The sequence below is a fragment of the Burkholderia sp. SCN-KJ genome (assembly GCF_024656005.1).
Classification (GTDB): Bacteria; Pseudomonadota; Gammaproteobacteria; order Burkholderiales; family Burkholderiaceae; genus Burkholderia.
This window is the reverse complement of record NZ_JANKOG010000030.1, coordinates 41033-60541: the sequence shown is the minus strand read 5'-3', so window position 1 is coordinate 60541 and position 19509 is coordinate 41033. Positions and strand designations below refer to the sequence as shown.

The 19509-nt window shown below is 67.9% G+C and carries 19 protein-coding genes; 16 read left to right on the top strand and 3 right to left on the bottom strand.

Annotated elements, in window-relative coordinates:
- Positions 1-168: 168 nt before the first annotated feature.
- Together msrP and msrQ are read left to right on the top strand one after the other, a co-directional pair.
- Positions 169-1164 carry a protein-methionine-sulfoxide reductase catalytic subunit MsrP gene (gene msrP / locus NQV17_RS32825; RefSeq protein WP_257775442.1) on the top strand — a complete coding sequence of 332 codons (996 nt, stop codon included), beginning with the start codon at positions 169-171 and terminating at the stop codon, positions 1162-1164.
- Positions 1165-1184: 20 nt separating this feature from the next.
- Positions 1185-1874: a protein-methionine-sulfoxide reductase heme-binding subunit MsrQ gene (gene msrQ / locus NQV17_RS32820; protein WP_257775441.1), complete on the top strand. Its 690-nt coding sequence runs from the start codon at positions 1185-1187 to the stop codon at positions 1872-1874.
- Positions 1875-1959: 85 nt separating this feature from the next.
- On the opposite strand, the gene NQV17_RS32815 is transcribed toward msrQ, so the two are convergent.
- Complete coding sequence (locus NQV17_RS32815; protein WP_257775440.1) at positions 1960-2241, bottom strand: lipoprotein; 282 nt, start codon at positions 2239-2241, stop codon at positions 1960-1962.
- Positions 2242-2277: 36 nt separating this feature from the next.
- On the opposite strand from NQV17_RS32815, the gene cyaY reads away from it, so the two are divergent.
- A complete protein-coding gene (gene cyaY, locus NQV17_RS32810; RefSeq protein WP_124487840.1) occupies positions 2278-2604 on the top strand; it encodes an iron donor protein CyaY in 327 nt (108 codons plus the stop codon).
- 100 nt (positions 2605-2704) lie between these two features.
- Here cyaY and NQV17_RS32805 read toward each other — a convergent pair whose 3' ends face one another.
- Positions 2705-5092, bottom strand: coding sequence for a penicillin-binding protein 1A (locus NQV17_RS32805; RefSeq protein ID WP_257775439.1), 2388 nt, complete (start codon positions 5090-5092; stop codon positions 2705-2707).
- A gap of 226 nt (positions 5093-5318) precedes the next feature.
- Here NQV17_RS32805 and NQV17_RS32800 point away from each other — a divergent pair, with 226 nt between their 5' ends.
- The 12 genes from NQV17_RS32800 to ugpQ all read left to right on the top strand — a co-directional run bounded on the left by NQV17_RS32800 (position 5319) and on the right by ugpQ (position 17466).
- Positions 5319-6242: a competence protein ComA gene (locus NQV17_RS32800; RefSeq protein WP_257775438.1), complete on the top strand. Its 924-nt coding sequence runs from the start codon at positions 5319-5321 to the stop codon at positions 6240-6242.
- Entirely contained in the window at positions 6239-6868 is a 630-nt protein-coding gene (locus NQV17_RS32795) for a fimbrial protein (protein WP_257775444.1), read from the top strand. The genes NQV17_RS32800 and NQV17_RS32795 overlap by 4 nt, the downstream gene beginning before the upstream one ends.
- Positions 6865-7731 carry a type II secretion system protein M gene (locus tag NQV17_RS32790; protein WP_257775437.1) on the top strand — a complete coding sequence of 289 codons (867 nt, stop codon included), beginning with the start codon at positions 6865-6867 and terminating at the stop codon, positions 7729-7731. Before NQV17_RS32795 ends, NQV17_RS32790 begins: the two co-directional genes overlap by 4 nt.
- The gene (locus tag NQV17_RS32785) at positions 7728-9389 is read left to right on the top strand and encodes a type IV pilus secretin PilQ (RefSeq protein ID WP_257775436.1); all 1662 of its coding nucleotides are present in this window, start codon (positions 7728-7730) and stop codon (positions 9387-9389) included. Before NQV17_RS32790 ends, NQV17_RS32785 begins: the two co-directional genes overlap by 4 nt.
- 40 nt (positions 9390-9429) lie before the next feature.
- Positions 9430-9984: a shikimate kinase gene (locus NQV17_RS32780; protein ID WP_082088580.1), complete on the top strand. Its 555-nt coding sequence runs from the start codon at positions 9430-9432 to the stop codon at positions 9982-9984.
- On the top strand, positions 9981-11060 hold the full coding sequence (gene aroB, locus NQV17_RS32775) for a 3-dehydroquinate synthase (protein WP_044845981.1): 1080 nt from the start codon (positions 9981-9983) through the stop codon (positions 11058-11060). The genes NQV17_RS32780 and aroB overlap by 4 nt, the downstream gene beginning before the upstream one ends.
- 41 nt (positions 11061-11101) lie before the next feature.
- Positions 11102-12310 (top strand): deoxyguanosinetriphosphate triphosphohydrolase, encoded by a 1209-nt coding sequence (locus NQV17_RS32770; RefSeq protein ID WP_257775435.1) that lies wholly within the window; start codon positions 11102-11104, stop codon positions 12308-12310.
- 90 nt (positions 12311-12400) lie between these two features.
- A complete protein-coding gene (gene ugpB, locus NQV17_RS32765) occupies positions 12401-13735 on the top strand; it encodes a sn-glycerol-3-phosphate ABC transporter substrate-binding protein UgpB (protein ID WP_257775434.1) in 1335 nt (444 codons plus the stop codon).
- A 98-nt stretch (positions 13736-13833) separates the two neighbouring features.
- Positions 13834-14718 (top strand): sn-glycerol-3-phosphate ABC transporter permease UgpA, encoded by an 885-nt coding sequence (ugpA, locus tag NQV17_RS32760; RefSeq protein ID WP_044845978.1) that lies wholly within the window; start codon positions 13834-13836, stop codon positions 14716-14718.
- Positions 14715-15560, top strand: a complete 846-nt coding sequence (gene ugpE / locus NQV17_RS32755; RefSeq protein WP_044845977.1) for a sn-glycerol-3-phosphate ABC transporter permease UgpE — start codon at positions 14715-14717, stop codon at positions 15558-15560. Before ugpA ends, ugpE begins: the two co-directional genes overlap by 4 nt.
- A 27-nt stretch (positions 15561-15587) precedes the next feature.
- The gene (locus NQV17_RS32750; RefSeq protein WP_257775433.1) at positions 15588-16673 is read left to right on the top strand and encodes a sn-glycerol-3-phosphate import ATP-binding protein UgpC; all 1086 of its coding nucleotides are present in this window, start codon (positions 15588-15590) and stop codon (positions 16671-16673) included.
- A 28-nt stretch (positions 16674-16701) separates the two neighbouring features.
- Complete coding sequence (gene ugpQ, locus NQV17_RS32745; RefSeq protein WP_257775443.1) at positions 16702-17466, top strand: glycerophosphodiester phosphodiesterase; 765 nt, start codon at positions 16702-16704, stop codon at positions 17464-17466.
- A 163-nt stretch (positions 17467-17629) separates the two neighbouring features.
- Here the strand turns inward: ugpQ and NQV17_RS32740 are convergent, their stop codons facing one another.
- Positions 17630-18355: an OmpW family protein gene (locus tag NQV17_RS32740; RefSeq protein WP_257775432.1), complete on the bottom strand. Its 726-nt coding sequence runs from the start codon at positions 18353-18355 to the stop codon at positions 17630-17632.
- A gap of 193 nt (positions 18356-18548) precedes the next feature.
- Between NQV17_RS32740 and NQV17_RS32735 the strand changes: the two genes are divergently transcribed.
- Entirely contained in the window at positions 18549-19262 is a 714-nt protein-coding gene (locus tag NQV17_RS32735; RefSeq protein ID WP_006752972.1) for a transposase, read from the top strand.
- The last annotated feature ends 247 nt before the right edge of the window (positions 19263-19509 follow it).

The following is a 19509-nucleotide window of genomic DNA, read 5'->3' as shown; positions in this document are numbered from 1 at the left end:
CAAGCTGTAAGATTTCCGACGCGGGTCCGACAAAAGACCGCCGGCGCACTGCGTGCCCGGCGGTTTTCTTTTGTAACGGGCGGGCGGTCCGGGCGTCGAACGGCGCAGGATGGGTCGGGTCGAACGCTCATGAAGCGTGCGCGCCGCGCACGCAGGAGGAGCAGCACGATGTGGATCAAACACCCTTTGCGCACCGTACTGACCGGCGGTGACATCGCGCAGCGCCAGATTACGCCGCGCGCGGTGTTCGAGAACCGGCGGCGCGTCTTGCAGGCCGTCGGCCTGGCGGCGGCGGGCGGAATGCTCGGCGGCAGCGGCGCGGCGTTCGCCGCCTATGCGTCGCCCGACGCGCGGGCCGCGAAGCTCGTGGCGAAAACCAACCCGAAGTTCGTCGCGGCCGACCGGGTCACGCCGTTCAAGGACATCACGTCCTACAACAACTTCTACGAATTCGGCACCGACAAGGGCGACCCGGCGCAGAACGCCGGCACGCTGCGGCCGCGCCCGTGGCGCGTGAGCGTCGAAGGCGAGGTGCTGCACCCGAAGGTGTTCGATCTCGACGAACTGCTGAAGCTCGCGCCGCTCGAAGAGCGCGTGTATCGGCTGCGTTGCGTCGAAGGCTGGTCGATGGTGATCCCGTGGATCGGCGTGCCGCTGTCCGAGCTGATCAAGCGCGTGCAGCCGACCGGCAACGCGAAGTACGTGCAGTTCGTCACGCTGGCCGATCCGTCGCAGATGCCCGGGCTGTCGACGCCGGTGCTCGACTGGCCGTACTCGGAAGGGCTGCGGATGGACGAGGCGATGAATCCGCTGACGCTGCTGACGATGGGCGTGTACGGCCAGGTGCTGCCGAACCAGAACGGCGCGCCGGTGCGGATCGTCGTGCCGTGGAAGTACGGCTTCAAGAGTGCGAAGTCGCTCGTGAAGATCCGCTTCGTCGACAAGCAGCCGAAAACGAGCTGGAACACGTACGCGTCGAACGAATACGGCTTCTATTCGAACGTGAACCCGAACGTCGATCACCCGCGCTGGAGCCAGGCGACCGAGCGCCGGATCGGCGAGGACGGCTTCTTCACGCCGAAACGCAAGACGCTGATGTTCAATGGCTACGGCGATCTCGTCGCGTCGATGTATCAGGGCATGGACCTGAAGAAGAACTTCTGAGCGCGCCGGTGAGAAACGACATGCCTCCTTCGACGCTGACGCCCGCGCGCGCGTCCGGCACGCGCACGGCTGCCGCCGGCAGTTCCCGGGGCGGCGCAGTGCGTGCTGCCGCGCCGCGCTGGCTTGCCCCCGCCAAGGTGCTGGTTTTCGCGGCCGGACTCTATCCGCTCGGCCGTCTCGTGCTGTTCGGGCTGACCGACCGGCTCGGCGCGAACCCGATCGAATTCATCACGCGCTCGACGGGCCTCTGGACGCTGGTGATGCTCTGCCTCACGCTCGGCGTCACACCGCTTCGGCGCGTGACGGGCGTTCCCGCGTTGCTGCGCTTTCGCCGGATGATCGGCCTGTTCGCGTTCTTTTACGCGACGCTGCATTTCACGACGTATCTGTGGTTCGACAAGTGGTTCGACGTGCTTGCGATCCTGAAGGACGTCGGCAAGCGTCCGTTCATCACGGTCGGCTTCGCCGCGTTCGTGCTGCTGATTCCGCTGGCCGCGACCTCGCCGCGCGCGATGGTGCGCCGGCTCGGCCGTCATTGGGCGACGCTGCATCGCGCGATCTATGCGATCGCGCTGTTCGGCGTGCTGCATTTCTGGTGGATGAGGGCCGGCAAGCACAATCTCGCGCAGCCGAAGCTCTACGCGGTGATCGTTGCGGTGCTGCTCGGCTGGCGCCTGCTCGAATGGGGCTGGCGGCGCGTCCGCGCGTGACGAGGCGGGCCCGGAAAAGCAAAAGGCGATGACGGGCAGTCATCGCCTTGGTCGCGCAGGAAGCCGCGCGAGCGGCGGCGCGCGCTTACTGCGTGGCGGCCGGGCCGGATGCCGGCGTCACGACCTTCGATGCATCGCTCGACAGCTCCGGTGACAGCGTGAGCGGCGTGCCGGAAGAATCGGGAATGCTGTCGGACGACGCGTTTTCATCGGTCGGCGTGACGTCGGACGGCGGCGTGTCCTGCTGCTGGATGGGCTTCGCCGGCAACGGGGGCACGGTGGGCAGATAGAGCGGACCGCGTTGACCGCAGCCGGCAAGAATCGCCAAAGCCGCTACAATCGCGCTCATCCGGAAAACGACTCGCATGATCGTCCCTGAACAATTTAACCGATAGAGTTTAGCATGTCCGATACTGAATACCTGGCCCGTGCCGAGGCCGTGCTGGCGGCCGTCGAGCGTACCGTGGATGCCGCGAACGACGGCGATCACGACATCGATCTGGAGCGCAACGGCAGCGTGCTGACGCTGACGTTCGAGAACGGCTCGAAGATCATCGTCAACCTCCAGCCGCCGATGAAGGAGCTGTGGATCGCCGCGAAGGCGGGCGGATTCCATTACCGTTTCGTGGACGGCGAATGGCGCGATACGCGCACCGGCACCGAGTTCTTCGCCGCGCTTACCGAATACGCGACGCAGCAGGCCGGTCTGCCGATCACGTTCGGCGCGTGACGCGTCCGGCGCTTGCCTGGCCGGGCGGCCGATACGCCGGATCGAAGCACAACGAAAAAGCGCCCCGCGGGGCGCTTTTTTCATGCCCGGGCCGTTCGTGTCAGTGGCCGCGGAACAGGTTCATGATGTCCTGCTTCTCCTGTTCGTCGACGTGCGGCACCGCTTCGTCGGTGCTCTGCACCGCCGGCGCCTGCGGCACGCCGACCGTCGACACGAAGCCGTGCCCCGGCGTGAAGTCGGTGAAGTACAACTCGCTGCCGAGCGCCTGGACGTCGTCCGGCATCGTCGGCTTGAACTCCGGCACGCCCTTCAGCGCCGCGCCCATGTAGTCGATCCAGACCGGCAGCGACAGGCCGCCGCCGGTTTCGCGATCGCCGAGGCTGCGCGGGTTGTCGTAACCGATCCACGCGATCGCCGCGAGCGTGTGCTGGTAGCCGGCGAACCACGCGTCGTGCGAGTCGTTCGTCGTGCCGGTCTTGCCCGCGAGGTCGGTGCGCTTCAGCACGTTGGTGCGCGCGCCCGTGCCGCGCTGCGCGACGCTCTGCAGCAGGCTGTTCATCACGTACGCGTTGCGCGCGTCGATCGCGCGCGGCGCGTTCTGCTCGGCGATGAGCGGCTGCGCGCGGGCGACGACCGCGCCGTTCGGATCGGTCACTTCGGCGATCAGGTACGGATTCACGCGGAAGCCGCCGTTCGCGAACACCGAGTACGCGCCGGCCATCTGCAGCGGCGTGACCTGGCCCGCGCCGAGCGCCATCGGCAGGTAGGCCGGATGGCGGTCGGCGTCGAAGCCGAAGCGCGTGATGTACTGCTGCGCGTACTTCGTGCCGATGTGGTTCAGGATCCGGATCGACACGAGGTTGCGCGAGCGCTGCAGCGCGGTGCGCATCGACATCGGGCCTTCGAAACCGCCGCCGTAGTTCTTCGGTTCCCACGGCTGGCCGCCGGTTTCCGCGGCGCTGAAATACAGCGGGCCGTCGTTGATCACCGTGGCCGGCCCGAGGCCCTTGTCGAGCGACGCCGAATAGATGAACGGCTTGAACGACGAACCCGGTTGCCGCCACGCCTGCGTGACGTGGTTGAACTTGTTCTTGTTGTAGTCGAAGCCGCCGACCAGCGAGCGGATCGCGCCGTCCTGCGGAACGATCGAGATGAACGCGCCTTCGACCTGCGGCAACTGCGTGATCGACCACTTCCCGGCGTCGTTCTTCACGACCCGGACGATTGCGCCCGGGCGGATGCGGCGGTTCGGCTGCGCGCCGGCCGACAGCGCGCCCGACGCGAAGCGCAGGTTGTCGCCTTCGATCGTCGCGCTGCTGCCGTCGATGAAGGCGATGGTGATCTGGCGCGGGGTGGCCGCGGTGACGACCGCCGCGATCAGCTCGCCGTTGTCGGGGTGTTCGAGCAGCGCATCGTCGATCGTCTGCTCGCGATCGTCGGCGCCGGCCGGCAATTCGATGAAGCCTTCCGGCCCGCGATAGCCGTGACGGCGCTCGTAATCCATGATGCCCTTGCGCAGCGAGGTGTATGCAACCTGCTGGTCGGCGGAATCGATCGTCGTGACGACATTGAAGCCACGCGTGTAGGTTTCCTCGCGGTACTGCGCGTACATCATTTGTCGGACCATTTCCGCGACGTACTCGGCGTGCACGCTGAACTCGCGGCCTGCGCCCTTGACGATGAGCGGCTGCGCGACGGCTTGGTCGTACTGCTCGCGCGTGATGAAGTTCAGCTCGAGCATCCGCTGCAGGATGTATTCCTGGCGCACCTTCGCGCGCTTCGGATTGACGACCGGGTTATACGCGGACGGCGCCTTCGGCAGCCCCGCGAGCATCGCCGCTTCGGCGAGCGTGATGTCCTTCAGGTCCTTGCCGAAATAGACCCGCGCGGCGCTCGCGAAGCCGTACGCACGCTGGCCGAGATAGATCTGATTCATGTAGACCTCGAGAATCTGATCCTTCGTCAGCGCGCGCTCGATCCGGTAGGCCAGCAGCATCTCGTAGATCTTGCGCGTGTAGGTCTTTTCGCTCGACAGGAAGAAGTTGCGCGCGACCTGCATCGTGATCGTGCTCGCGCCCTGCGACGCATGGCCATTCGTCAGTGCGACGAAGCCGGCGCGGGCGATGCCGGTGAGGTCGACGCCGCCGTGATCGTAGAAGCGTGCGTCCTCGATCGCGAGGATCGCCTTCTTGAGCGAGTCGGGCACGTCCTTGAAATGGACGATGTCGCGGCGTTCCTCGCCGAATTCGCCGATCAGCACGTGATCGGACGTATAGATGCGCAGCGGTACCTTCGGACGATAGTCGGTCAGCGCGTCGAGCGACGGCATGTTCGGCCACGCGACGACGAGCGCGTAGCCGAGCACGAGGCCGCCGGCCACGACGAGGGCCACGCACATCGCGGCGAGGCCGATCAGGACTTTCAGCCACCAGGACCGCTTCTTCGGCTCGGGCGCGGGAGGCGGGGACGTAGGAGACGTGGATTGCATAGGCATACCGGAAAACAGTCCCGCGATTATAGCTGCCCGGTAAGACCGGTCCTGACGCGGGGGGCGGCGGCCGGAAACCGGCTGATCGCGGTGCCGCCGGCATAGTGTCCGCGAGGTCGCCCCGTGCCACAACTGGCCGTCCGGCCGACTGTCGGGCACACGCGCCGCTTTGCAGAATCAGGCCTCGGAAACGCGGCGTGGGCCGCAACGATCGCGGGAGGCTGGGATGACAGGACGATGGGCGGCGCGGTTCGCGCCGGGCAGGCACCGTTCGACGGGCATCGACGTCGGGGCGGACGAGGTGAGGGTGGCCGTGCTGAGCCGGCGCGGGCGGGCCGTGGAGGTGCGGGTCGAAGGACTCGAGCGGGAGCCGGTCGGATTGCAGGACGGGCCGGAGGAGGCGCGCTGGGCCGCGGTCGCACGCGCGTTGGCGGCGGCCGTGTCGCGATTGTCGGCGGCGGGCGTGCGCTGCGACACGCGCGGCGTGATGGCGCTGCGCGACGACGAAATGCGGACCGCGACGCTCGACCTGGCCGGGCGCGACGACATCGCGGACGCCGCCCGGCAGGCCGCTGAACGGATTTCGGGGCTGGCGCCCGACACCCTCGCGTTCGACTGGCGGCAGGACGACGGCGCGTGCCCGGGCGAGATCGAGGTCGCCGTGGCGCCGCAGGCATTGCTCGAACGGCGGATCGACGTGGCGGCGCAGGCCGGCGTCGACCTGACGGCCGTCGACGGCGAGTCCGCCGCCGCGCTGCGCGCGTTGCGCTATGCCGCGCAGTTCGAACCCGACGCCCACGGTCCGTACGCCGCATTCTGGTTCTGCGACACGGGCGTGCGCGGCTGGCGGGTCGACGGTGCGATCGCCGTACCGGTGCTCGCGGTGTCCGGCGACGTGCAGGCGGCGTTCCCCGACGCATTGCGCCAGTGCGTGTTCGAGCCGGTGCGCTGCGTGCTCGTGGCCGGCGACGCGCGCAGCATCGCCCGCTGCGGTACGTCGGCCGCCGATATCGGCGATGCGCTCGGCGTGGCCGCGGTGCCGTTCGACTGCACCGGATGGGACGGGCTGCCGGGCGTGCCCGCCGGAACGCAGGGCGGTCCGGCGTTTGCCCTCGCGATCGGGCTGGCGCTGCGCGGGGTGTGGGAATGATGGCCGATGTGGGGTTCGGGCGAACTGCCGCCGGTCACGCCGTGCTCGGCGGCTTCAATCTGCTGCCGTACCGTGAGCGGCTGGCGCAGGCTTTGCGGCGGCGCCGTGCCGCGCAGTGCGGGGCGGCGATCGTGCTCGGCGTGCTCGGGGCCTGCATTTGGACGGGGGCGGCGACGGCGTGGCGATGGCGCGTGGATGCGGAGCGTACGCGTGTGGAGGCGCGGCTGCGGCAATTGCAGCCACGGATCGATGCCGCACGGCGCGCCGCCGGCGTAGCCGCCGACCTTGCGCGACGCGATGCACAGGCGGTCGTGCTTGGCGCACCTTACCGGCGGGTCGCCGGGCTGCTCGCGACGCTGGCGCAGGTGCGCGACGATACCGTCCGGCTCGACGCATTGCGCACGACTGCGTCCGGCGCCGTGCTCGACGCGCGCACGACGAGTTACCGGGCGGCCGCGCGGTGGCTCGCACGGATGGCGGCCGAGCAGCGTGACTGGCGATTCGATGTCGGCGCGCTGACCCCGGCCACTCAAGTCACGGGTTCGGCCGCGCCGTTCCGGTTTTCCGTGCAGGTGCGTTGGGACGACCCGCCGCCGCGGCAGAAGGCCGCGGGAGGCGACGCATGACGGCGATCACGCATCGGACCATGCCGGCCGGTACCGGGCGGCGCGGCCGCGTGGCACGGCTGTCGCCGGCCGCGGCACATGCCGTCGGCTGCGTGGCGGCATTCGCGTGCGTGACGATGGGCACCATTCATCTGGTGGATGCCGTCGACGCGAGCGGACTCGCACGCAGTCGCGCGTTGCTGGCAACGGCACAAGTGCGTGCCGCCGACGCACAGCGGCTGCTCGCGACCGCGCCACGGCGCGACCCGGACCCGGCTGCCGGGCACGCCTCCAGCGTGCCGCGTGCATCGGGGTGGCCCGCACTGATGCTCGAGCTGGCGGACCTGGCCGGCGCGAGCGGACTGCGGATCGTGTCGATCGAGCCGCGGCGCACTGACGAAGCGGCCCCGGATGGCCGGCGCACGGTGCGGATCGTCGCGGACGGCGGCTTTCCGGCGCTGCTGCGGCTGATGGGCGGGCTGGCGAGTGTTCCCGCGCTGGTGGTGCCGTCGAGGCTGCATATCGAGCGGAAACCGCCCGCGTTGCGGGTGGACATGACGATCGACGTGTTTCCGGCGCTGTCGGGGGCTCGTGTTCCCGATGGCACGGTGCGGCTGCTTGCCGGCGTGCCGAGCGACGATCCATTCGGCGGCGATGGCTTGCCCGCGCGGGCCGACGATGCGACGCCGCGCCTGGCCGGCACGATTCGCGACGTACACGCCGGGCTCGCGCTGTTCGACGCGGGCGATGGCGCATTCGCGACCGTTGCGCCGGGCGAAGCGTTCGGGATGTCACGCGTGGTGAGCGTCGATGCCGGTGCGGTGACGCTTGCGACAGCCGACGGCGCGCGCCGGTTCGCCATGGATGACGGAGGTCGCCCATGACGAAGTACGGATGGCGGGCGATCGCATTCTGGGTCGGATCGGGCGTCGCCGCGGCACACGCGGCGCTGCCGCCGTTGCCCCTGTTGCCGCCTTTGCCGCCGGCCGACTGGCCGATCGCATCGATGCAGGCGCATGCCCAGGACACACCGCTGCCGCAGGGCGCGCCCGACGGTGCGGACGGCGCGGACGGTGCAGCGCCCGCGCATGACGGCCCGCCGCCGTTCGATCAGGCCGTGCGCGCGGCGCTTCAAGCGGACACAACCGCACCGGTGCCCCAGCTGGAGGGGCCGCCGATTCCATTGCCGCCGCCGATGCGCATGAGCGACGCCGCGGCGCGGCACCCCGGCGATGCGGATGACGCGCGGCGGATCTCGCTGAATCTGCAAGGCGCCGGGCTCGCTGCCGCGTTCGACGCGCTCGCGCGATTCACCGGGCTGAACATCATCGTCGGCGAGCAGGTGCGCGGCACCGTGACGTTACGTCTGAACAATGTCCGCTGGCGCGATGCGTTCGACACGTTGCTCGACACGCACGGGCTGGCGATGTCCCGGCGCGGCAACGTGATCTGGGTCACGGCGGCGGCCGAACTCGCGGCGCGCGAGCGCGAGCGCTTCGAAACGCACGCACGCGCGGCCGAGCTGGAGCCGCTCGCGAGCCGGACCTTCGCGCTGCATTACCCGCGCGCGCAGGACGTGCAGCGGTTGCTGGCCGGAGCGACCGGCCAGCGCCTGCTGTCGAAACGCGGTGCCGCGGCGGCCGATCCGCGCACGAACCTGTTGTTCGTCACCGATCTGGCGCCGCGCATCGCGCAGATCGCGGGCTTGATCGACGCGATCGACCGGCCATCGCGGCAGGTCCGGATCGAGGCGCGCATCGTCGAAGGCGAGCAGGGCTTCTCGCGCAACCTCGGTGCACGCGTCGCGCTGCGCGCGCAGGGACGGGCGCCCGCGGCCGACGGCGTGGCAGTCGCGACGGACACGCGCAACGCGCTCGACCTGGCCGCACGACCGCTCGGCGGCTTCGAGGCGGCGACGGCCGGCTTCACGTTGTTCGCCGCGCCGCTCAGCCGCGTGCTCGACGTTGAATTGAGCGCGCTCGAGGCGCAAGGGCGGGGCCAGATCGTTTCCAGCCCGCGCGTGGTGACGGCCGACCGCGTGAAGGCGATCGTCGAACAGGGCTCGGAGCTGCCGTACCAAGCCAAGGTCGGCAACGGCGTGAGCGGCGTGCAGTTCCGCCGCGCGACGCTGAAGCTCGAGGTCGAGCCGCAGATCACGCCCGACGGGCGCGTCGTGCTGGACCTGGACGTGACGAAGGACAGCATCGGCGAGCCGACGGCGGCCGGCCCGGCGATTCATACGAAGCACGTCCAGACACGCGTCGAGGTCGAGGACGGCGGAACGGTCGCGATCGGCGGGATTTACGAGCAGTTGAACCGGGACGATGTGACGAGGGTGCCGCTCTTGGGCAAAATACCGGTACTGGGCGCGCTTTTCCGGCACCGCGCACGGCGCGACCAGCGCAGCGAATTGGTCGTCTTCATCACGCCGACGGTCGTCGGCGCGCGTTGCGAGACGGCCGGCGCGGGCGACGCGGATGCGGGAAAAACGGGGCCGGAAGCCGGCGGCGCAGGCTCGACAAGGCAGCCGCTTTGCCAGTAAGCTGCGCCACACACCAGCAAGATTCAAGCAGAGGAAGCCGTTGCAAGCGCGGGACCCACATGCAAACGTATTTTTCGTCGGCCTTATGGGAGCGGGTAAGACCACCGTGGGCCGTGCGGTCGCGCGCCGGCTCGACAGGACGTTCTTCGACTCCGACCACGAAATCGAGGCCCGCACGGGTGCGCGCATTCCGGTGATCTTCGAGATGGAGGGCGAGGCCGGGTTTCGCGACCGCGAATCGCAGGTGATCGCCGATCTCACGCAGCGCGAGAACATCGTGCTCGCGACGGGCGGCGGCGCGGTGCTGCGGCCCGAGAATCGCGACTGCCTGAAAAGCAGCGGCATCGTCATCTATCTGCGCGCCAATCCGCACGATCTGTGGCTGCGCACCCGCAAGGACAAGAACCGCCCGCTGTTGCAGACCGACGATCCGAAGGCGCGTCTCGAAGCGCTCTACGAAGTGCGCGACCCGCTGTACCGCGAATGCGCGGACTTCATCATCGAGACCGGCCGCCCGTCGGTCAACGGCCTCGTCAACATGGTGCTGATGCAACTCGAACTGGCAGGCGTCATCGCCAAGCCGCTACAAGCATGATTACCGTCAACGTCGATCTGGGCGAGCGCGCCTACCCGATTCACATTGGTGCCGGCCTGATCGGCCGCACCGAGCTGTTCGCCCCTCACATCACCGGTTCGTCGGTCACGATCGTCACGAACACGACGGTCGATCCGCTCTACGGCGACGTGCTGCGCGCGGCGCTCGCGCCGCTCGGCAAGCGCGTGTCGACGGTCGTGCTGCCGGACGGCGAGGCCTACAAGAACTGGGAAACGCTGAACCTGATCTTCGACGGCCTGCTGACCGAGCGTGCCGACCGCAAGACGACGCTCGTCGCACTCGGCGGCGGCGTGATCGGCGACATGACCGGCTTCGCCGCCGCGTGCTACATGCGCGGCGTGCCGTTCATCCAGGTGCCGACGACGCTGCTGTCGCAGGTCGATTCGTCGGTCGGCGGCAAGACGGGCATCAACCACCCGCTCGGCAAGAACATGATCGGCGCGTTCTACCAGCCGCAGGCCGTGATCGCCGATATCGGCGCGCTGACCACGTTGCCCGATCGCGAGCTGGCGGCCGGCGTGGCCGAGGTCATCAAGACGGGCGCGATCGCCGATGCGGCGTTCTTCGACTGGATCGAGGCGAACGTCGAGGCGCTGAACCGCCGCGAGCCGGCCGCGCTCGCGCATGCGGTGAAGCGCTCGTGCGAGATCAAGGCGAGCGTGGTCGCAGCCGACGAACGCGAAGGCGGGCTGCGTGCGATCCTGAATTTCGGCCATACGTTCGGCCATGCGATCGAGGCCGGGCTCGGTTATGGCGAGTGGCTGCACGGCGAAGCGGTCGGCTGCGGGATGGTGATGGCGGGCGACCTGTCGGTGCGGCTCGGCCTGCTCGACGAAGCGTCGCGACAGCGGCTCGACGCGGTGATCGCCGCCGCACATCTGCCGGTGCGCGGGCCGGCACTCGGCGATGCGCGCTACATGGACCTGATGCGCGTCGACAAGAAGGCCGAAGCCGGTGCGATCAAGTTCATCCTGCTGAAGCGATTCGGCGATACGCTGATCACCCAGGCGCCCGACGAAGCCGTGTTCGCTACGCTGGCGCAGACGACCCGGTAACGGCGCCCCGGATGCCCCGGCGCCCCTGACATGGAGGAGACGTGAGCGAGACATCCAGCAGCAAACCGACCCGAGCCGGCCGCGCATCCGTCGCGGCGCTGGCCGAGCCGCCGACGCTGGCGGCGCTGGAAGCCCATCTCGCTCCGTATGCCGCCCACGCGTCGCAGTCGCGCGGCCGCCGCCATCAGGAAACGCCGCCGGCGGCGCGCACCGAATTCCAGCGCGACCGCGACCGCATCGTTCATTCGACCGCGTTCCGCCGGCTCGAATACAAGACGCAGGTCTTCGTCAATCACGAAGGCGACCTGTTTCGCACCCGCCTCACGCACAGCCTCGAAGTCGCGCAGATCGCGCGTTCGGTCGCGCGCAACCTGCGCCTGAACGAGGATCTCGTCGAAGCGATCTCGCTCGCGCACGATCTCGGTCATACGCCGTTCGGCCATGCCGGGCAGGACGCGCTGAATGCGTGCATGCGCGAGCACGGCGGCTTCGAGCACAACCTGCAGAGCCTGGCGGTGGTCGACGAACTCGAGGAGCACTACGGCGCGTTCAATGGCCTGAACCTGTGCTTCGAGACGCGCGAAGGCATCCTCAAGCACTGTTCGCGCGAGAACGCCCGCAAGCTCGGCGCACTCGGCGAGCGTTTCCTACAAGGCCGCCAGCCGTCGCTGGAAGCGCAGCTCGCGAACATTGCGGACGAAATCGCGTACAACAACCACGACGTCGACGATGGCCTGCGCTCCGGCCTGATCACGATCGAGCAGCTCGCCGAAGTCGAGCTGTGGCAGCGCCACTACGACGCGGCGCTTGCCGAATTCCCGCATCTCGAAGGCCGCCGCCTCGTGCACGAGACGGTGCGCCGCATCATCAACACGCTGATCGTCGACCTGATCGACGAGACCACGCGCAATCTCGCGCGCGTCGCGCCCGCGTCGCTCGACGACGTGCGCGCCGCGCCGCCGCTCGTCGCGCACAGCGAGCCGATCGCCGCGCAGGCGGCCGCCCTCAAGCGTTTCCTGTTCAAGAACCTCTATCGCCACTACAAGGTGATGCGCATGGCGAGCAAGGCGCAGCGCGTCGTCACCGGGCTGTTCGACGCGTTCATCGACGATCCGCGCCTGCTGCCGCCGCCGTACCAGTCGGACGATGAAGCGCAGCAGCCGCGCCTCGTCGCGCACTACATCGCCGGCATGACCGACCGCTTCGCGCTGAAGGAATACCAGCGCCTGTTCGTCATCAACGACAACTGACTGTCACAAACGATCACTAGACTTCGCCGGTTCAATGGCGACGGGAATGTTGCACACGCTGTTGGTAACGTTTTCACAGGAGAGAGATCGATGAAGAAGAAGCCCGCGGGGACAATGGTTCGCTCGATCGCGCTGGGCGGCGCGCTCATGTTCGGTGTGCAGCATGCGGCGTTCGCCGCGACGGAGATCCAGTTCTGGCATGCGATGGAGTCGGCGCTCGGTGAGCGCGTCAACGAGCTCGCCACGCAGTTCAACGCATCGCAGAGCGACTACAAGATCGTGCCGGTCTTCAAGGGCACGTACGACCAGGCACTCGCGGCGGGCATCGCCGCCTATCGCAGCGGCAACGCGCCGGCGATCCTCCAGGTCTATGAAGTCGGCACCGCGACGATGATGCAGGCGAAGAAGGCCGTCGTGCCGGTCTACGACGTGTTCAAGCAGGCCGGCGTGCCGCTCGACGAAAAGGCGTTCGTACCGACCATCGCGAGCTACTACAGCGACGCGAAGACGGGCCATCTCGTGTCGATGCCGTTCAACAGCTCGACGCCGGTGCTGTACTACAACAAGGACGCGTTCAAGAAGGCCGGGCTCGACCCGAACCAGCCGCCGAAGATGTGGGCCGACGTGCAGGCCGCCGCGGAGAAGCTGCGCAAATCCGGGATGACGTGCGGCTTCACGACCGGCTGGCAGGGCTGGATCCAGCTCGAGAACTACAGCGCGTGGCATGCGCTGCCGTTCGCGAGCCGCAACAACGGCTTCGACGGCGCCGACGCGGCGCTCGAATTCAACAAGCCGCAGCAGATCGCGCACATCGCGTTCCTGCAACAGATGCAGAAGGACGGCACGTTCACGTACGCGGGCCGCAAGGACGAGGCATCGGCGAAGTTCTACAGCGGCGACTGCGGGATCCTGACGACGTCGTCGGGTGCGCTCGCGAACGTGCAGAAGTTCGCGAAGTTCAGCTACGGCACCGGCATGATGCCGTACGACGCGAACGTGAAGGGCGCGCCGCAGAACGCGATCATCGGCGGCGCGAGCCTGTGGGTGCTGGCCGGCAAGGATCCGGCGACCTACAAGGGCGTCGCGAAATTCCTCGCGTTCCTGGCCTCGCCGCCGATCGCCGCGAAGTGGCACCAGGAAACCGGCTACCTGCCGGTCACGACGGCCGCGTACGACCTCACGCGCCAGCAGGGCTTCTATGCGAAGAACCCGAGCGCGGAAACCGCGATCAAGCAGATGATGAACAAGCCGCCGCTGCCGTATACGAAGGGGCTGCGCCTCGGCAACATGCCGCAGATCCGCACGGTCGTCGACGAAGAGCTGGAGCAGGTCTGGGCGGAGAAGAAGTCGCCGAAGGAGGCGCTCGATGCGGCGGCGTCGCGCGGTGACGAGCTGCTGCGCCGCTTCGAGAAGTCGGGCGGCTGAGCCCGCATCGCGTTCGTGCCGCCGCCCGTCGCATCGCGTATGCGCGCGTGCGGGCCGGCGGCACGGTTCCCTTTCCGTTTCGCCTCCGGACACCCGCGATGCAATCCCGTTCCCGTTTCGGCGCGAGCCTGCTGCCGTACCTGCTGATCGCGCCGCAGCTCGCGATCACCGCCGTGTTCTTCCTGTGGCCGGCCGGCGTCGCGCTGTGGCAGTCGACGCAGATGCAGGACGCGTTCGGCACGTCGAGTGAATTCGTCGGTTTCGCGAACTTCACGCACCTGTTCGCCGACCCGCTGTACCTCGACTCGTTCCGCACGACGCTGGTGTTCAGCTCGCTCGTCACGGTCAGCGGGCTCGTCGTGTCGCTGCTGCTCGCCGCCTGCGCCGACCGCGTGATCCGCGGCGCGCGCGTATACCGCACGCTGCTGATCTGGCCGTATGCGGTCGCGCCGACGATCGCGGCCGTGCTGTGGGCGTTCCTGTTCAACCCGAGCATCGGCCTCGTCACCTATGCGCTCGCGAAGGGCGGCATCGTGTGGAATCACGCGCTGAACGGCGGCCAGGCGATGTTTCTCGTCGTGCTCGCGTCGGTATGGAAGCAGGTGAGCTACAACTTCCTGTTCTTCTACGCAGGACTGCAGGCGATTCCGCGCTCGCTGATCGAGGCGGCGGCGATCGACGGTGCCGGGCCGGTGCGGCGTTTCTTCCACATCGTGCTGCCGCTGCTGTCGCCGACGAGCTTCTTCCTGCTGGTCGTGAACCTCGTCTACGCGTTCTTCGACACCTTCCCGGTGATCGACGCGGCCACCGCGGGCGGCCCCGCGCAGAGCACGAAGACGCTGATCTACAAGATCTTCACCGAAGGCTTCCAGGGGCTCGACATCGGCAGCTCGGGCGCGCAGTCGGTCGTGCTGATGATCATCGTCGTCGGCCTGACGGTGATCCAGTTCCGCTTCGTCGAACGCAGGGTGCAATACGCATGATCGAAAATCGCAAGGGCTTCGACCTGTTCTGCCACGCGGTGCTGATCGCGGGCGTCGTGCTGATCGTGTTCCCGGTGTACGTCGCGTTCTGCGCGGCGACCATGAACGCGCAGGAAGTGTTCACGATCCCGCTGTCATTGGTGCCGAGCACGCACCTGCTGGAGAACGTCGCCTATATCTGGGGGCACGGCAGCGGCGGCACGACGGCGCCGTTCGGCCGGCTGCTCGTCAACAGCTTCGTGATGGCGCTCGCGATCGCGGTCGGCAAGATCGCGGTGTCGATCCTGTCCGCGTACGCGATCGTCTACTTCCGCTTCCCGTTCCGCAACACGGCGTTCTGGCTGATCTTCATCACGCTGATGCTGCCGGTCGAGGTGCGGATCTTCCCGACCGTGCAGGTCGTGTCGACGCTCCACATGACGAACACCTACGCGGGGCTCTCGCTGCCGCTGATCGCATCGGCGACCGCGACGTTCCTGTTCCGCCAGTTCTTCATGACGCTGCCCGACGAGCTGATGGACGCCGCGCGCATCGACGGCGCGGGGCCGCTGCGCTTCTTCCGGGACGTCGTGCTGCCGCTGTCGAAGACGAGCATCGCGGCGCTGTTCGTGATCACGTTTATCTACGGCTGGAACCAGTATCTGTGGCCGATCCTGATCACGACGGAGGCGTCGCTGTCGACGGCGGTGGTGGGCATCAAGACGATGATCGCGAGCGGCGACGCCGCGACCGAATGGCAATACGTAATGGCGGCGACGCTGCTGGCGATGATTCCGCCGCTCGTCGTCGTGCTGGCGATGCAGCGCTGGTTCGTGCGCGGCCTCGTCGATTCCGAAAAATAACCGACGTAACCGGGAGAAGGACAAGGTATGGCTGCGCTGAGCTTGAAGGGCGTCAGGAAATCCTACGACGGCAAGCAGCACGTGCTGCATGGCATCGACGTGGAGATCGCCGACGGCGAATTCATCGTGCTGGTCGGCCCGTCGGGCTGCGGCAAGTCGACGCTGCTGCGGATGATCGCGGGGCTCGAGACGGTGACGGACGGCGAGATCGCGATCGGCGAGCGCGTGGTGAATGCGCTGGAGCCGAAGGATCGCGACATCGCGATGGTGTTCCAGAACTACGCGCTGTATCCGCACATGACGGTCGCGCAGAACATGGGCTACGGGCTGAAGATCCGCGGCATCGAGCGCGCGACGATCGACACGCGGGTGGCTGCCGCCGCGAAGATCCTCGAGCTCGAGCCGCTGCTCGCGCGGCGGCCGCGCGAACTGTCGGGCGGCCAGCGGCAGCGCGTCGCGATGGGGCGCGCGATCGTGCGCGAGCCGTCGGTATTCCTGTTCGACGAGCCGTTGTCGAACCTCGACGCGAAGCTGAGCGTGCAGATGCGGCTCGAGATCCAGCGGCTGCATGCGCGGCTCGCGACCACGAGCGTGTACGTGACGCACGACCAGATCGAGGCGATGACGCTCGCGCAGCGCGTGATCGTGATGAACCGCGGCTATGCGGAGCAGATCGGCGCGCCGGTCGACGTGTACGAGAAGCCGGCGACGGTGTTCGTCGCGGGCTTCATCGGCTCGCCGGCGATGAACCTGATGCACGGCCGGCTGTCGGAGGATGGCGCGACGTTTACGGTCGCGGGCGGCGGCCCGGCGCTGCCGGTCGCCGGCGCGCCCGGCATCGGCACCGCGATCGCCACCGGGCGCGACTGGGTGCTCGGCGTGCGGCCGGAGCACATGACGCCGCAGCCGGGCGTCGCGCAGGCGACGCTGCCGGTCGACTCGTGCGAGCTGCTCGGCGCGGACAACCTCGCGCACGGCCGCTGGGGCAATCACGACGTCGCGGTGCGGCTGCCGCACGCGGATCGACCCGCACGCGGCATGGCGCTGGGTGCCGCGCTGCCCGCGCACCGGCTGCATTTCTTCGATCCCGAGACCGGCAAGCGGGCCGGCTGAACCTGACGAACCCGTTGCGAGGCGCATGATGACTTCCCGTACCGACTGGCCCTATCCGTGCGTCGTCGCCCATCGCGGCGGCGGCACGCTCGCACCGGAGAACACGCTCGCCGCGTTCGACGAGGGCGCGCGGCGCGGTCACCGGATGGTCGAGTTCGACGCGAAGCTGTCCGCCGACGACGTGACGTTCCTCCTGCACGACGACACGGTCGACCGCACGTCGAACGGCCGCGGCCCGGCGGCGGGCATGCGTTATGCGGCGCTGGCCGCGCTCGACGCCGGTGCCTGGTTCGACGCGCGTTTCGCGGGCGAGCGGATGCCGACGCTCGAGGCGGCGGCGGCGCGCTGCGTCGCGCACGGGCTGGCGGCGAACGTCGAGATCAAGCCGTGCCCGGGCCGCGAGCGCGACACGGGGCAGCGGGTCGCGGCCGATGCGGCCGCGTACTGGCATGGCGCGGCGGTGCCGCCGCTCTTGTCGTCGTTCTCGTTCGAGGCGCTGCAACAGGCGCGCGCGAGCGCACCGGCGCTGCCGCGCGGGATGCTGTACGAGGCGGTACCGGACGACTGGCACGCGCAGGTCGTCGGTGCGCTGGGTTGCGTATCGTTGCACGCAAACCACAAGGCGCTCGACGAACCGCTCGTGCGCGCGATCAAGGCGGCCGGGCTGCGGATCCTGGTGTACACGGTCAACGACCTCGCCCGGGCGCGCGAACTCGCGCGCTGGGGCGTCGATGCGGTCTGCACGGACCGGATCGACCTGATCGCCCCCGATGCGCTGGACGACATCGCGTAGCGACCGGTCCTGCGCGATGGTCGGCGCGGGAAAACCCTGAGGCAAAAAAACGACGCCCCGGCGGGTTTCCGCCGGGGCGTTTTCCATCGAGGAGACGTTACGTCACGAAAAATCGGCTACAAATTGCAGCAGGATTAACCATTCCCCAAATATTCGACTACGCTTAGAAGCGGTAGCCGATGTTCAGGTACGTGACGATCGGGTTGAGCGAGATCTTCGCTTTCGACGTTTCGGTCAGGGTGCCGACCGGCGTCCGGCGGGCCGTCGTGAAGGTCGCGGTCACGCTGATCGGGATGTACGAGATCGACAGGCCGCCGAACCAGTGTTTCGTGAAGCTGTACGTGAAGCCGGCGTTGAACACGGGCGCCCACTGGTTGCTGGTCGTCGCGCTGGTCGGGCCGCCGAGCACGCCGTTCTCGAAGCTGCTGTTCGTGATCTTTGCGCCGGTGAACCAGGTATATGTCGCGCCGACGCCGACATACGGACGGAACTTCGCGTTGGCGTCGTTGAAGTGGTAGCGCAGCAATACGGCGGGGCTCCACTGGTACGCACGGCCGAGTACGCCGAAGTTTTCGAACCGACCCTTGCCGGTGATGTCGAACTTCGGCGGTATCCCCATGACGAGCTCGGTGGAGATATGGTCGGTGACGAAGTAGCCCGCTGCGAGACCGAGCGTATCGGCGTCGTTGATGCCGGCGCCGGTGTTGGGAATCGACTGGTTGATGGGCGTGCCGCCGACGCCGTACACGAACAGCGGGTCGCTGCTGTCCTGCGGCGAAAAGTGCAGCCAGCCGGTGCTGACGTAGAAGTCACCTGCGGATTGTGCGTGTGCCGTGCCGCCCGCAAATGCGAGCGCTACGGCCCCCGTAATGGCCAGTTTTCGTTTCATTGTGTCTCCTCCGATCAAAGGCGTGCTCATTATGACGACTGCGTTTAAAACCAAACAAGCTCGCAAGTTAGAGCTTTCTCCCTAGGATTCGCACGACCGTACGCTTCCGCGCCCCGCCGGGACAGGCATTCTACGCAGGTGCGCATTTTCGGACCTTCGGGTATTTCCTAACGCGTTCAAACGGACATTCAGCATGGCACGGTTAGCACGACTCTACGTTCCCGACCAGCCGCAGCACGTGATACTGCGCGGCCTGGATCAGCAACCCGCGTTTGTCGACGACCAGGACTACGAACTCTTCATCGATTGTCTGAAGGCCGCGGCACGCGATCACCATCTTTCGGTGCATGCCTATGTGCTGCTGCCGCGTCAGGTGCAGCTCCTCGTGACGCCGAGCGACGAGGCGAGCCTGCCGAAGGCGATGCAGGCGGTCGGCCGCCGCTACGTCGCGCATTTCAACCGGCGCTATTCGCGGCGCGGCACCCTGTGGGAAGGCCGCTATCGCGCGACCGTGATCGAAGGCGAGCGCTATTTCCTGCTCGCGAGCCGCGTGGTCGAGATGAGCCCGGTGCGCGCGCAGCTGGTCGCGACGCCCGACGCCTATCGCTGGTCGAGCTACCGGCACCACGTCGGGCTCACCGTCGACAGCCTGATCACCGACCATCCGCTCTACTGGGCGCTCGGCAACACGCCGTTCGACCGTCAGCGCGCGTACAAGGAGCTGTGCGAGCAGCCGCTCGACGAGCGGCAGGCCGATCAGCTCCAGCAGGCGACGCTGAAGGGCTGGGTGCTCGGCGGCGAGAACTACCGCGAGTGGGCGGCGCGCACGGCGAACCGCCGCGTGTCGCCGCTGCCGCGCGGGCGCCCCAGAAAGGTGCGTGAAAACACGCCGCCGATCCAGCAGTAACGCGGGAAAGGCGGATCACGAGGCGGCGCTGCGGGCGCCGCTTCTTTTTGCACCATAATGATACGGCCCCAATAAAACAGCACCAGATCCGAGCATTGGTTTAAATGGGGTTCGATCAAGCGGTTTTTGTTGCTATTCCTTTGATTCGTCGCGTATATTCCGAATTCCGGTGGCCCGGGTGAAGCTCGCCCAACCACCGTCGGCCGTGCCGTCTCCCGTCGGGAGCGGGATCGACGGCAACAAAAAA